The following is a 13729-nucleotide window of genomic DNA, read 5'->3' as shown; positions in this document are numbered from 1 at the left end:
GTGTGTCTCCTGTCGTTTTTATGCGCGTGCCGCGCCTACTCGCGGGGAACGCGCGTGACGTCGTGGGCGTAGATCCACTCGGCCTGGTGCGAAGTGGCCGCCGGGTTTCTCAAGCCCTGCAGCTTGAAACGCAGATTGCGGCGCCATCGCGCCAGCGGCGAGGCCAGGTGCACGGTCTTGCCGCGCGCGCGGGCGCCCAGCTGCACGCGCGCCGTGCGGCCCTGGCGCTCTTGTTCATAGGCGCGCAGGGCCCCGACGGGATCCCGCGGGCGGGCCGCCAGCCAGGCGGCCAAGGCGTAGGCGTCCTCGATGGCCTGCCCGGCGCCCTGGGCCAGGAAAGGCAACATGGGATGGGCCGCATCGCCCAGCAACGAAATGCGGCCCCGGCTCCATTGCGCCAAGGGATCGCGGTCGAACAGGCCCCAACGGAATATCTCGCCCGAGCGCTCCAGCACGGTGCGCAGCCGTGGATGCCAGCCCGAGAAGGCCGCCGTCAGTTCCTCCACGCTGCTGGGCGTGGTCCAGGATTCCGAGGTCCATTGGCGGGTTTCGAGCACGGCCACGATATTGACCGCGCGGCCGCCGCGCACGTAGTACTGCACCACATGGCCGTGCGGGCCCAGCCAGTTCGAGGCCACCGGCGGCACCCAGCCCGGCGGCAGGTCCGCGGTGTCCACCATGGCCCGCCAGCACATATTGCCGGTAAAGCGCGGCGGCGCATCGCCGAAGAGATGGCGCCGGACCACCGAATGGATGCCGTCGGCGCCGATCAGCACGTCGCCGGCCAGGCTGCGGCCATCGGCCAGACGCACGCGGACCGCTTCGCCCTCCTCCTCGATAGCCTCGACCTGGGCGTCCAGGTTCAGGACCTCGGGCGGCAGCGCGCGGGCCAGCAGGCCATGGATATCGGCGCGGTGGATGTGCAGATAGGGCGCGCCATAGAGCGATTCGTACAGGTCTTTGATGGGTGTGCGGTACAGCGCCTTGCCAGACTTCCAGTCCCAGCCCACGAAGGCCTCGGGCTGGAAAGCGCAGTCTCGCGCGCCGGTCTCCAGCCCCAGGGCGCGGACCACCTTCATGGCATTGGGACTGAGTTGGATGCCGGCGCCGATCTCGCCCAGCCGCGCCGCCTGCTCGCAGACCTGCACCTGCATGCCGCGGCCAAGCAGCAGGCCGGCCAGGGCCAGGCCGCCGATGCCGCCGCCCACGATGATGATGCGCGCGCTCATGCGGGCAGCCCGAAAGTGGCCATGCCGCTGGCGATGGCCTTGCCGCCCGCCGACACAATGTCCACGCGCGTGAAGGCATGGCCGCGCCCGGAGCGCAGCAATTCGGCGGTGGCGACCACCTCCTCGCCCGCGCAGCCGCTGATAAAAGTCATATGCAAATCGATGGTGGCCACTGGGCGGCGGCCCCGGCCGTCGGTCCAGACGGCAAAACACATGGCGGTATCGGCCAACGCCGAGAGCGCCTGCCCGGAGAAGATCCCGCCCTCGCGGCATGCCGCCTCGCCCGGCGGCATGCGCAGCACCGCGCGTCCCGGGCCCAGATCCTCCACGGCGATGCCCAGGCCGCGCACGCAGCCCGGCATGGCCGTGCGCAATGTCTCTTCGGCTTCTTGCCTGCCCAGCATGATCATGACTGTCTCCCTATTGCGCATGAAAGCGCGCGTCCGCCCGCGCGCGCAGCGACGCCGGCGCGCGGAAGCGCTCGCCGTGGCGCTCGGCCAGCGCTTCGCATTGGCGCAGGAACTCCCGGGGACCGGTTGCGTCGATATGGCCCAGCACCCCGCCGCGCCAGGCCGGATAGCCCCAGCCCAGCACCGAAGCGAGGTCGATCTCCAGCGGCGCGGCCACGACGCCTTCGTCCATCGCATGCAGCGTTTCCAGCGACTGGATATGCAGCAGACGTTGCTGCACCTCCTGTAGCGCGGGCAGACGCGCCGCGGGCGGGAACAGGCCGGCGCAGCCGTCCCAGGGCGCGCGGACGGAACCGGCGTAGTCGTACACGCCGCCGCCGCACTTGCGTCCGCTGCGTCCCGCCTCCACCAGGCGGCGGGCGGCCGCCAGGGCGTCGGTCGATTCGCGCGCCGTGCCCAGGCCAGTGCGCGCCAGGCTGGCGAGAATGTCCGCCAGCAAGTCATAGGAGGTCAGGTCGGCCATGGCCAGCGGTCCGATGGGCATGCCCGCGCTCACGGCGGCGTTGTCGATCAGGGCGGGCGGCAGGCCCTCCTGCAGCATGATCAGCGCCTCGCGGGTATAGGCCGCCACCACGCGCGATGTGAAAAAGCCCGGACCATCGTTGGCCACCACCGGCGTCTTGCGTATCTGCTTGAGGAAATCCAGCGCCTCGGCCTGGCTGCGCCGCGAAGTCTGTCTGCCCAGGATCACTTCGACCAGGGCCATGCGTTCGACAGGCGCGAAAAAATGCAGGCCGATGAAGCGCTCGGGCGAGCGCTGGCCGCGCGCCAGGCCGCTGATGGACAGCGTCGAGGTGTTGGACGCGATCAGCACATCCTCCCCGGCATGCGCCCGGATCTTGCCGAACACCTCGGTCTTGACCTCGGCCGATTCCAGCACGGCTTCGAGCACCAGATCACAACCCGCTAGCGCGGCATAATCGCTCGCCACCTGGATGCGCGCCAGGATGTCCTGGCGCTGTCGCGCCGTCATGCGGTCCCGCGCCACGGCAGCCTCCAGATTGTCGGCGATGCGCTGTTTGCCGCGTTCGGCCTGCTCGGCCGAGGCGTCCAAGAGCACGGTCTCGATGCCAGCCTGGGCGCACACCAGCGCGATGCCGCCGCCCATGAGCCCGGCGCCGACCACGCCGGCGCGGCGCGCCTCGAAGGCGGGCTCTCCGGATGGACGGCCCTGCTGCTTGCGCGCCGCCGAGGCGGCGAAGAACTGCGTGCGGATGCGGTTCTTGGCCGAGGGCGACGCCGCCACCATGCCGAAGTAGCGGGCCTCGATGGCCAGGCCGGCATCAATGCCGCGCTCCAGCCCCTGGCCCAATACGTGCAGCAGGACGCCCGGCGCCAGATCACCGGCCGGCGACTTGCGGCGCAGCTTGGGCCACTCGTAAAAGAAGAACCAGCGTCCTTCGCGCGACTGGGGTTCGAAGTCCGGATAGCGAAAGCCTTTGGCGTCCCAGGGCTGGCGCGCCTGCGGATGGGCCAGCACCCAATCGCGCGCGGCTCCGGCCAGCGCCTCGGGCGCGACCACCTCATCGATCACCCCCAGGCGCGCGGCCTCACCGACCGGCAGCGCCTGCCCGGCCAGCATCAGCCTTGCAGCCGGGGCGATGCCGATCAGGCGCGGCAGCCGTTGCGTGCCGCCGCAGCCCGGAATCAAACCCAGCGCGACCTCGGGCAGGCCCAGGCGCGTGCGCGGCGTATCGGCCGCGATGCGATGATGGCAGGCCAGGGCCAGCTCCAGCCCGCCGCCCAGGGCCGAGCCATTGATGGCGGCGACAAAGGGCTTGCCGCAAGTCTCCATACGGCGCAGGCACTGGCCGATCTCGCGCACATTGGCGATGGCTTCGGCCGGCGTGGCGGCCGCGTAGACCGCGTTGAGGTCGCCGCCGGCCAGGAAGTCCCGCTTGGCCGAGGCAATGACCACGCCCTTGACCGCCGGATCGGCGATGGCGCCGTCCACGGCCGCCACGAAGGCCGCCATGGAAGCGGCGTTCTTGATGTTGACGTCCCCTTCGGGGTTGTTCCAGACGATGTGCGCCACGCCATCGTCATCCAGCCTGTAGTCGATCATCTTTCTTCCCCTATTGCGCCACGCGCTCGATCAGCGTCGCCACCGCCATCCCCAGGCCGGTGCACATGGTCACCAAGGCCCGGCGCGCGCCGCGCCGCTCCAGTTCGTCCAACGCCATGCCGACCAGCATCCCTCCGGTCGCGCCCACCGGATGGCCCAGGGCGATAGCGCCTCCAGCCACATTGATCTTCTCTTGCGGGACGTCCATGTGCCGCATGTAGTGCAGCACCACCGAGGCAAACGCCTCGTTGACTTCGAACAGGTCGATGTCGGCCGCCGTCAGGCCGGCGCGCGCCAGGCAGCGCTGGCTGGCCGGCACGGGCGCGGTGAGCATCAGACAAGGGTCGGTGCCGGCGCTCGCCGTGGCCAGGATGCGCGCGCGCGGGCGCAGGCCGGCCTGCTTGCCGAAGGCCGCGCTGCCTACCAGCACGGCCGAGGCTCCATCGGCGATCCCCGAAGAATTGCCCGCATGATGGACATGGCGGATGCTGTCGACCCCCGCATAGCGGTAGCGCACCGTGGCGTCAAAACCCAGCTTCTCGCCGCTCTCTGCGAACGATGGCTTGAGCTGGGCCAGGCTTTGCACCGTGGTTTCGGGACGCACCAGTTCGTCATGAGCCAGCATGAGCGCGCCATTGGCATCATGGACCGGCACCAGCGAGCCCTCGAACCAACCCTCGCGCTGGGCGCGGGCGGCGCGCGCATGCGAGGCCGCCGCGTAGGCGTCCACATCGTCGCGCCCGAAGTCCTCCAGGGTGGCGATCAAGTCGGCGGCGACACCCTGCGGGGTCTGCAGCACCAGGTCGTTGAAGAACACATCGCTCACCGAAGGCCCGCCGGTGCCCACCAGCATGGGCACCAGCGAGTTCATCTCCACGCCTCCGGCCACCACGCCGTCCGCCTGTCCGGCCATGACCTTGGCGGCGGCGGCATTGACGGCATCCAGCGCCGAGCCGCAGAAGCGCGCCACCATGAAACCGGGCACGCTATCGCCATAACCGGCGGCCAACGCCGCCGAGCGCGCCAGGTTGGCTCCCTGATCGTCGACCGCCTCCACGCAGCCGAGAATGACTTCGTCCAGCGCCTGGGGCGCGAATCCGCCGCGTTGCGGCACGGCGCGCAGCACGGCCGCGCCCAGTTCCAGCGGGGACAATGTGTGCAAGGCGCCATTGGCCTTGCCCCGCCCTCGGGGCGTCCTCACCGCATCGTAGATATAGGCTTGCATGTTCATCCTTGTTGCCCAGACGCGCGCGGCAGCAGCGTGCGCGCGATGATTTCTTTCATGACTTCGGAACTGCCGCCGGCGATGCGCTCCACGCGCGCATCGGCATAAGCCCGGGCCACGCCGTATTCGGTCATATAGCCCCAGCCGCCATGCAGCTGCAGGCAGGCGTCGACACAGCGGCCCAGCATCTCGGTCACCCAGAGCTTGGCCGCGGCCGCCGTGGCACTGTCCAGCGCGCCGGCCACGTAATCGCCGATGAGGCGGTCCACCAGGGCGCGGCCGGCCGTCAGGTCCGCCTTGACCGTGGCCAGCGCAAAGCGCGTGTTCTGCATATCGGCCAGGCGCTGGCCGAAAAGCTCGCGTTGGCTGACATAGGCCACGGTGTCGGCCAGCACCGCCTCGGCCCGCGCCACGCAGGTCACGCAGATCGTCAGGCGTTCGCGCGCCAGGCCATGGCCCAGATACTGCAGCCCCCTGCCCGCCTCGCCGATCAAATTGGCCGCTGGCAGACGCACATCGTTGAAAAAGATCTCCGAGGTGTCCTGGGCGTGATGTCCCAGCTTGTCCAGATTCCGGCCGCGGGCGAAGCCAGGGCGGTCGGCCTCCACCAGAAACAGCGACAGCCCGCCGTCGCCGCCAGCGATGCGCGCGGCCACGATGAAGACATCGCCCAATTGGCCGTTGGAGATGAAGACCTTCTGCCCCGCCAGGCGGTAGCCGTCGCCGTCCGGGTGCGCCAAGGTGCGCAATCCGCGCAGGTCGCTGCCGGCGCCCGGCTCGGTCATGGCCACGCCCGCCACGGCCTCGCCCGAACACAGGCGCGGCAGCCACTGCCGCTTCTGCGCCTCGTTGCCGAAGCTCACCAGATAGGGCACGGCCATCTCCGAATGAATCGCAAAGCCGGGGCCAGGCGTCTGTGCGTAGGCCAGCTCTTCGAGCACCACCGCGCTGAAGCGGTAATCCACGCCCGCTCCGCCCCATTCCTGAGGCACGGTGCAGCACAGCATGCCCAGCTCCCCCGCCTGCCGCCACACGGCGCGCGGCACCTGTCCGGCTGCTTCCCACTGCTTGTGGTGCGGCGCGATCTCGGCGGCGATAAAGCGCCTGACCTGCTCGCGAAAAGCCTCGTGCTCGTCCGCGAAAATCGTCCTCGGCAGAATGCTTGCCGGATTCATTGGCTTTCTCCTTGGGCACGCAGATACTCCGCGCGCAGTACATTCTTCTGAACCTTGCCCACCGCCGACAGCGGCAAGTCCGTGTGCCGGATGTCATAGCTGCGCGGCACCTTGTAGCCGCCGACCAGGGCGCGGCAATGCGCATCCATCTCGGCCGCGCTGATGTCGCTGCCTTCGCGCAGCACCACGACCGCATGCACTTTCTCGCCCCACAGCGCATCCGGCACGCCAATCACCGCGCAGGCCGCCACCTCCGGATGCCGCGCGATGGCGTTCTCGACCTCGGCGCAATAGATGTTCTCGCCGCCGCTGATGATCATGTCCTTCAGGCGGTCGACCACATGCAAATAGCCGTCCTCGTCCAGGTAACCGGCATCGCCCGAGCACAGCCAGCCGTCACGCAGCGTCTTGCGGGTTTCCTCAGGGGCATTCCAATAGCCGCGCATGACCGCCGGCCCCCGGATCTGGATTTCTCCGGCCACGCCGGGCGCGCAGACCTGCATCCGCGCGTCCACCACGCGCAGCTCGAATCCGGTGGTGGCCTGGCCCACCGAACCCAGCCTGTCGGGTTGGCCGTCGGCCAGGAGATGGCACTCCGGCGGCAGCATGGCGCAGGCGCCGCAGCATTCGGTCATGCCATAGAACTGCTGGATGCGCGCCTGAGGAAAGGCCGCCAGCGCACGGCGCAGCAAGGCCTGCGAGATCGGCGCCGAGCCATAGGCGATGGAGCGTATGCCGGCCAGCAGCGCGTCATCGCGCTCGGGCGCATCCAGCACCATGGCCAACATGGTGGGCGCCAGCTGCAGATGGGTCACGCCATCGTCCCTCAGGCGCTCATAGAACAGGCGCGTGGAGAAGCGGTCCATGAAGCTATGGCCGCCGGCGGCCAGCGTGACCCCCAGGCCGATGCCAAAGTCGGCCAGGTGAAACAAAGGCGGGGCGTGCAGATAGACCGTCTGGCTGTCGTGCCGCAGGTCGCGCTGCATGTTCAGCGCGGCAAAGGCGAAGTTCAGCTGCGTCAATGCCACGCCCTTGGGCTGGCCGGTCGTGCCGCCGGTATAAAAAATGCCGGCCAGCGCATCCTTGTCCACCTCGGTCGGCGCCAGCGCCGGCGCGTCGATAGCGCGCGCGTAATCGTCCTCTGCCAGGGACAAATAGCGAACCGCGCCCTCCTCGCCCAGCTGCCGGGCGATGGCGTCGAAGTGCTCGTCCGCCACCAGCATGCGCACGCCGGCATGGCGCAGGATGAAGGCGATTTCGGCCTGGGACAACCGGGTATTGATGGGCACGAGCACGGCGCCCGCCCACCAGACAGCCATCAGCAACTCGTAGTACTTGGGCGCGTTCAGCGCCAGCGTGGCCACGCGCTCGCCCGGGCGCAAGCCCTGCTCGCGCAGCCAGCCGGCCAGGGCCGCGATGCGCCGTTCGGTCTGCCGCCAATCGCGGCGCTGGCCACCGTGGACAATGGCCGCGCCCTCGGGCCGTATGCTGGCCGCCCGCTGGACGGCTGAGGTAAAGATCATGCTCCAGTCTCCGAATCGTATCCCGCGGCGTCAGCGCACGGTTCCAGCGTGTATCAAGCGATCGATCTCGGCTTCGCCCAGGCCCGCTTCGGCCAGGATCTCGCGGCTATGCTGACCCGGCGCGGGCGGCGCGGCGCGCAGGCTGCCCGGCGTGCGCGAAAAGCGCGGCGCGGGATTGGCCTGCACGCGGCCGGCAAACTCCGTATAGGTATGGCGCGCCAGATGCTGCGGATGCGCGGGCGCCTGCGCCATGGTCAGGACCGGCGTGACGCAGGCGTCCTTGCCCTCGAAACGCGCTTCCCAATAGGCGCTGGGCTGGCTGCGGATGACCGCGGCGACCAAGGCCTGCTGCGCCTGCCAGTTGCGCGGCTGCATCCGGCCGTCGAAATCGGCCGGCGCCAAGCCCAGGCCCTCGATGAACTGTGCGAAAAACGGCGGCTCTATCGGCCCCACGGCCAGGTAGCGCCCATCGGCCGTCTCATAGCAGCCGTAGAACGGCGCGCCGCCATCGAGCAGATTGCTGCCCCGGCTTTCCGTCCACACGCCAGCCTGACGCAGGCCCTGCATCGGTGTCATAAGCGCGGCCATGGCATCGATCATGGCCGCATCGACCACCTGGCCCTGGCCCGATTGCCGCGCATGCAGCATGGCCGAGACCAGGCCCAGCGCCAGGAACATGGCGCCGGCGCCATAGTCGGCCAGCAGGTTCAGGGGCGGCACGGGCGCGCCGCCGCGCGGCCCGATGGCATGCAGGGCGCCAGTGATGGCCAGGTAGTTGATGTCATGTCCGGCGCGCTGCGCCCAGGGGCCGTCCTGCCCCCAGCCCGTTACGCGGCCATAGACCAGCCCGGGGTGGGCCGCCAGGCAGGCCTCGGGCCCCAGGCCCAGGCGCTCCATCACGCCAGGCCGAAAGCCTTCGATCAGGCCGTCGGCGCCCGCCGCCAGTGTCAGCGCCAGCGCCTGCCCTGCGGGCTGGCGCAGATCAATGGCGATGGAGCGGCGGTTGCGGTGCAGGATGTCGAAGGCGCGCTCGGCATCTGCGATCTCGCTGGCCTGCGCCGGCCGCTCGATGCGCACCACATCGGCGCCCAGGTCGCCCAACAGCATGCCGCACAGGGGCGCGGGCCCCTTGCCGGCGAACTCGATGATGCGCAGGCCGGCCAGCGGCCCCTGCGTCTTGGTCTGTGTCTCCATGGGACCCATTACATCCCATGAAAAACTAAAAGTAAATTTAGATTTACCTAGGAGTTACCCTGACGCAAGATAGCCGCTTGGGCCTTACCGGGGCAGATAGGCTTGCACGGAGGGATGCGGGTTGAGCGCGCCCAGGGCCAGCCGCGTCAGAATCTCGATGGCGGTCTCGTCATCGATCTCGCGGCCCGGGAAATCGCCCACTTTGGCCGTCCAGTTGTAGCAGGCGTACTCGATCATGGAACTCAGCGCCGAGGCCACCAGCTCCAGATCCTTGTCCGGCGCCGGCTGCTGCTTGCGGCTCTCGCGTATCACCGTGACCAGACCCTTGATGCCCTGCTCGCGGATGTGGTGCCAGGCGCGCGCAAAGCTTTCATCCTGCATGGACATCTGGAAGGCCGCGGTGGCCACCGGCCAATGCCGGCGATAGATCCGCCAGAACACCTGCAGCCGCCCGGCCAGGTTATGCATCGGGTCCTCCTTGCCGCTCAGCGGCCGGTTGACCTCGCTTTTGAGCGTATGGCGAAAGTCCTCCAGCAGCTCGTGCAGCAACTCTTCCTTGTTCTTGAAATAGATGTAGAAAGCCCCGGGCGATTTGCCCGCCCCGCTCATAATGTCGGCGATGCGCATGGCCGCGAAACCGTCGCGGGCCATGACCTCGCGCGCCGCCTCCTTGATGGCGAGCCGCGTGTGCTCGCCTTTGGTCCGTCCGCGGGCCGGCTCCTGCTCAAGTTCGGGCTTGCTGGTGGTTGTCATGTTCAAAGTCTGGGGTCAGCGCTTTAGGGACTGTAGCGTATACCACAAGCCCTGGCGCTTCCATGCCCCTTCTTGCTTGCAGCGCCTCAGCCCAGCGCCGCGACCGCCTCGCGGCGCCCAAGCGCCTCATTGGCGGCAGCCCTGCGCGCCGATCCCGCCAGCGCGAGCACGCTGGCCACGGCTTCGTCCAGCCGTTCGCGGATGGCCTCGACGATGCGCGGCAGGCCGTCCTCGCCAAAGCCGACCTCCTTGTCGGTGGCATAGACACCGGCCAGGATATGGCGCGCGCCCAGGGCGGAGAGCACCGGTTTCAGGCCATACTCCAGCGCCAGGAGATGGGCCGCGCTGCCGCCCGTGCCCAGGGGCAGGACGATCTTGCCGGCCAGGGCTTTCTCGTCCAGGAGATCGAGCAGGGCCTTGAGCCCGCCGGCGAACGAGGCCTTGTAGATCGGCGTGGCGACGACCACCACGCTGGCGGCCGACACGCGGGCGCGCAAGGCGGCGGCGGCCGGGCCGGCGTAGAGGCCCTCGACGAGGTCCTGGGCCGGCAGGTCGCGCAGGCCAATCTCGCTGACCTCATGGCCGTGGCGCGCCAACGCCTGGGCCACATGCCGCAAGAGCGACGAGGACCGCGAACGCGCGGACGGGCTGCCTGCCAGGGTGAGAATGGTCATGGTGATGTCGCCGCGGGCCTTGGCCCGCCGAAGAAAACAATGCCTTCGATTCTGGCAGCGCGCCCGGCGGGCGGAAAATACTTCCTCGACATGACTTTATGCCCGTCCGCCGGCCCGGCGCTCAGGCCAGGCCGCGGATATTCACCGAGACCGGCGCGCCGCGCGAGACCGAACCGTGGATGGGGCAGATCTCCAGATACACGATGCTGGCCATCGGCCGGGCGCCGCGGCGCGCCGCCTATCCGCCCTGCAGCGCCGCCACCGCCGATGCCGGCAGCATGGGCCCATGCCCCAGGCCGGGAAACACCCGCCAGCTCACGTCCAGCCCCGGCTTGCCGGCCAGCAGGCGGGCGATCTCGCGGATGTCGCCCTGGGTGGCGCGGCCGGCCAGGCGCTCCTCGCCGCCCACCATGAGCCGCAGGCTCCGCTCGCCCGCCGGCTGCCAGGCCGCCAGGCGCTCCTGCATATAGGGCGCGTTCCACCACAAAGAGGGGCTGGCCGCCACATAGTGCTGGAAAGCCTCCGGACGGTTCAGCAGCGTCTCCAAGACGAACAGGCCGCCATAGGAATGGCCATAGAGCGTCTGGCGGCCCGGATCCACCGGCGCCTGGGCCCGCACCCAGGGCTTGACCTCGTTTTCGATGAAATCCAGCCAACCCTGCGCGCCGCCGTTGCGGCGCGTCGGGGCGCGCGGATCCGGCGTGCCCTCGGGCCCCGCCCCAGGCAGGCGCGGCGTGTAGTCCCAGGCCCGCGACGCGCCGTCCACGCGGCCCGGACTGTCATAGCCCAGGCCCACCACCACGGCCTCATGCGTCAGGCCCTCGGCCCGCGTCAGCGCCTGGAACACGGCCGCGCCGTCCAGCATATAAATGACCGGCCAGCCCGTGGCCGGCGCCGGCCGCATGGGCGCCCACAGGTAGATGCGCGCCGCGGTCAGGCCGCCGGCGCGCGGCATCACCTGTTGCTGCACCAGGCCCAGCAAGCCCAGGCGCGCGCGCTCGGCGGCCGCATCGAAGGTCTCGGGCGGACGCGGCTGGGCGCTGGCGCCGGCGGCCGCAAGCGCCAGCGCCGCCGCCAACAGACGAGGCGCCCGCATCAATAGCTCACCGTCAGGGTGGCGTAATAGGCGCGGCCCGGCTCGTTATAGGTCGCCGCCCCGGCGCTGGACGCATTGCCTTCGCGGTACTGCTTCTTGTCGAACAGATTGCTCACGCCGACGCGCAGGCGCAGGTTCTTGTTGACCTCATAGCCGGCGCTCAGGCCCACCAGCGCATAAGGGCTGACCGTCTGCAGCGCATCGCCCGACAGGTCCACGCCGGTGCGTTCATTGACCGAAGGGCCTTGCTGCTTGCCGTAATAGGTCACATTGGCCTGGAAAGACAGCTGTTCGGTGTAGAACCAATCCAGCGTGCTGTTGATCGTGTACTTGGGAATCACGCTCAGGGGCTGGCCCGTGCTCTTGTTCTTGGACTCGATCATGTAGGTGAAATTGGTATTCCAGTCCAGGTTGTCGGCCAGCGGAACGAAGAGATTGCCTTCCAGGCCCTCGACCACGGCCTTGCCGCTATTGGTCCATTGCAGCACCCGCGCGCCGTTGTTCATGCGGTAGAGGACATCCGTGCCGGCGACGATCTTGTTCTTGTAGTCATTGCGGAAGTAGGCCATGCTCGTGCGCCAGGTGCCCGGATCGTACTCGAAGCCGATCTCCTTGTTGACGCTGATTTCCGGCGACAGGTTTTCATTGCCCACCAGATAGCAGCCATTGCTATTGGCCTGTGACGCCAGGCAGCCTTGGCCGCGGCTATAGAGCAGGTAGTTGGGGTTGGACTGATAGAGGTTGGGCGCCTTGTAGGCGCGCGCGATGCCGCCCTTGATCCTGAAGGCGTCGGTGGCCGCCCACGAGGCATTCAGGCTGGGGCTCCAGTTGTTGCCGAACTCGGAGTTGTGGTCCAGCCGCAGGCCCGGCGTCAGCGTGACGTCCTGGGTGGCCTCGATGTTGTCCTCCACGAAGAGCGCATAGCTGTTCTGCTTGGCCTTGGCGTCGCGGTTGGCCGCGTCCGTGCCGGCGATGCTGCCGCCCGTGTAGGTCTGGCGCAGCCCGCTGGGGTCGTCCAGCGACTCGCGCAGGTATTCCACGCCCAGGGTGGCGACCTGGCTGACGCCCAGCGTGAAAGGCAGGTTGACCTCGCCGGCCGCGCGCCAGTTCTTCAGCCGCGCGGTCGCAAAGCCATTGCCAGTGGGCGCGCCTTCGGGGCCGCCGGCCAGGCCTTCCTCGCGGCGCGTATTGCGCGTGTAGTCGTAGCCGATGCTGGCCCGGCTCGTGCCCCAATCGTAGGAGCCGCGATGCGTGAGCGACACATTATCGCGGTACATGATGTTGGTCTCCTCGCCATACATCGCATCCGAGACCACGCTATTGGCGTTGTTCATGGTGTCGCCAGCGTACAGATTGCCCTGGCGGCTGAAACCGGCGTCCAGCTCGAAGGTATTGTTCTTGTCCATCTTCCAGGAGAACAGCGTGTTCAGGTCCTGGTTGATCACCCCCTCCCGGCCGGCCGTCGAGGTCACGCCATCGGTGCCGGGCGCGGCATGGCCGGCGTTGATGTCGCGCGCATCCGGGTTGGTCTTGTTGTAATTGCCATAGAGGCGCATGGACAGCGTATCGCTGACCGGCGTGGCCAGGCTGAAGTTGACCCGGTTGGTATTGCCTTCCTTGCTGTCCTCGGGCTGGTTGATGTAATACGTCGCCGAGGCCGAAGTCTTGTCCGTGGGCCGCTTGGTGATGATATTGACCACGCCGCCCATGGCGCCCGAGCCATAGCGCGCCGCCGCCGGGCCGCGTATGACTTCGATCCGCTCGACCTCCTCGGCCGGCACCCAGTTTGAGTCCCCCCGCGTGTCGCGGTCGCCGTTCCAGCCATAGCGCACCGAGTTGCGCGAGCTCACCGGCTTGCCATCGACCAGGATGAGGGTGTTCTCCGGCCCCATGCCGCGGATGTCGATCTGGCGGTTGTTGCCGCGCGCGCCGCTGGCGCTGTTGCCGGTCAGGTTCACGCCCGGCTCGCGGCGGATGATATCGGCCAGGTCGTTGACCGGCGGGCGGCGCTGGATTTCCTCCGCCGTGATCACCGACACGCCCAGCGACTCTTTCACCTCTTCCTCCGCCGTGCCCAGCACCTGGACAACCGGCATGTCCTGCACCAGCGAGGAATCCTGGACCTGGGTCTGGGCCCAGGCCGGTCCGGCCATGGCCAGCAAAACTGCGGTGCGGGCGTAGTGCCGCGAAAAGCGCGCGAACGACATGCGAAAACTCCTGTGTGACCCGGCCGTCCGCTATGCAATATTTAGGGACAGGCCTTTCTAATTAGGAATGATTTGTAATACCATTTGTCGTTCATGATTATGTCAGCTTGATATTGAG

11 protein-coding genes are annotated in these 13729 nt (G+C 68.5%); all 11 read right to left on the bottom strand.

Features of this window, described 5'->3' with window-relative positions:
• Positions 1-35: 35 nt before the first annotated feature.
• A complete protein-coding gene (locus L540_RS12920; protein ID WP_043211787.1) occupies positions 36-1229 on the bottom strand; it encodes an FAD-dependent monooxygenase in 1194 nt (397 codons plus the stop codon).
• Positions 1226-1639, bottom strand: a complete 414-nt coding sequence (locus tag L540_RS21900) for a PaaI family thioesterase (RefSeq protein ID WP_043211786.1) — start codon at positions 1637-1639, stop codon at positions 1226-1228. Before L540_RS21900 ends, L540_RS12920 begins: the two co-directional genes overlap by 4 nt.
• Positions 1640-1649: 10 nt before the next feature.
• Positions 1650-3764, bottom strand: coding sequence for a 3-hydroxyacyl-CoA dehydrogenase NAD-binding domain-containing protein (locus tag L540_RS12910; protein ID WP_043211782.1), 2115 nt, complete (start codon positions 3762-3764; stop codon positions 1650-1652).
• Positions 3765-3774: 10 nt separating this feature from the next.
• Complete coding sequence (locus L540_RS12905; RefSeq protein WP_043211945.1) at positions 3775-4989, bottom strand: acetyl-CoA C-acetyltransferase; 1215 nt, start codon at positions 4987-4989, stop codon at positions 3775-3777.
• Between the two features lie 2 nt (positions 4990-4991).
• Positions 4992-6149, bottom strand: a complete 1158-nt coding sequence (locus tag L540_RS12900; protein ID WP_043211944.1) for an acyl-CoA dehydrogenase family protein — start codon at positions 6147-6149, stop codon at positions 4992-4994.
• Between the two features lie 11 nt (positions 6150-6160).
• Positions 6161-7687, bottom strand: a complete 1527-nt coding sequence (locus L540_RS12895) for a class I adenylate-forming enzyme family protein (protein ID WP_043211780.1) — start codon at positions 7685-7687, stop codon at positions 6161-6163.
• A 30-nt stretch (positions 7688-7717) separates the two neighbouring features.
• A complete protein-coding gene (locus L540_RS12890) occupies positions 7718-8881 on the bottom strand; it encodes a CaiB/BaiF CoA transferase family protein (RefSeq protein ID WP_043211778.1) in 1164 nt (387 codons plus the stop codon).
• Between the two features lie 84 nt (positions 8882-8965).
• Positions 8966-9634, bottom strand: coding sequence for a TetR/AcrR family transcriptional regulator (locus tag L540_RS12885; RefSeq protein WP_043211777.1), 669 nt, complete (start codon positions 9632-9634; stop codon positions 8966-8968).
• 86 nt (positions 9635-9720) lie between these two features.
• Positions 9721-10308, bottom strand: a complete 588-nt coding sequence (gene ssuE / locus L540_RS12880; RefSeq protein ID WP_043211774.1) for an NADPH-dependent FMN reductase — start codon at positions 10306-10308, stop codon at positions 9721-9723.
• Positions 10309-10546: 238 nt separating this feature from the next.
• Entirely contained in the window at positions 10547-11404 is an 858-nt protein-coding gene (locus L540_RS12875) for an alpha/beta hydrolase (RefSeq protein WP_043211772.1), read from the bottom strand.
• Positions 11404-13611: a TonB-dependent siderophore receptor gene (locus L540_RS12870; protein ID WP_043211769.1), complete on the bottom strand. Its 2208-nt coding sequence runs from the start codon at positions 13609-13611 to the stop codon at positions 11404-11406. The genes L540_RS12875 and L540_RS12870 overlap by 1 nt, the downstream gene beginning before the upstream one ends.
• Between the last annotated feature and the right edge of the window lie 118 nt (positions 13612-13729).

It is taken from the genome of Bordetella pseudohinzii, from assembly GCF_000657795.2.
GTDB lineage: Bacteria > Pseudomonadota > Gammaproteobacteria > Burkholderiales > Burkholderiaceae_B > Bordetella > Bordetella pseudohinzii.
This window is presented reverse-complemented; position numbering and strand designations above follow the sequence as displayed.

Coding starts and splice junctions, on each gene's coding strand:
- L540_RS12920 (WP_043211787.1), bottom strand. CDS start 1,229: ATGAGCGCGCGCATCATCATCGTGGGCGGCGGCATCGGCGGCCTGGCC.
- L540_RS21900 (WP_043211786.1), bottom strand. CDS start 1,639: ATGATCATGCTGGGCAGGCAAGAAGCCGAAGAGACATTGCGCACGGCC.
- L540_RS12910 (WP_043211782.1), bottom strand. CDS start 3,764: ATGATCGACTACAGGCTGGATGACGATGGCGTGGCGCACATCGTCTGG.
- L540_RS12905 (WP_043211945.1), bottom strand. CDS start 4,989: ATGCAAGCCTATATCTACGATGCGGTGAGGACGCCCCGAGGGCGGGGC.
- L540_RS12895 (WP_043211780.1), bottom strand. CDS start 7,687: ATGATCTTTACCTCAGCCGTCCAGCGGGCGGCCAGCATACGGCCCGAG.
- L540_RS12890 (WP_043211778.1), bottom strand. CDS start 8,881: ATGGAGACACAGACCAAGACGCAGGGGCCGCTGGCCGGCCTGCGCATC.
- L540_RS12885 (WP_043211777.1), bottom strand. CDS start 9,634: ATGACAACCACCAGCAAGCCCGAACTTGAGCAGGAGCCGGCCCGCGGA.
- ssuE (WP_043211774.1), bottom strand. CDS start 10,308: ATGACCATTCTCACCCTGGCAGGCAGCCCGTCCGCGCGTTCGCGGTCC.
- L540_RS12875 (WP_043211772.1), bottom strand. CDS start 11,404: ATGCGGGCGCCTCGTCTGTTGGCGGCGGCGCTGGCGCTTGCGGCCGCC.
- L540_RS12870 (WP_043211769.1), bottom strand. CDS start 13,611: ATGTCGTTCGCGCGCTTTTCGCGGCACTACGCCCGCACCGCAGTTTTG.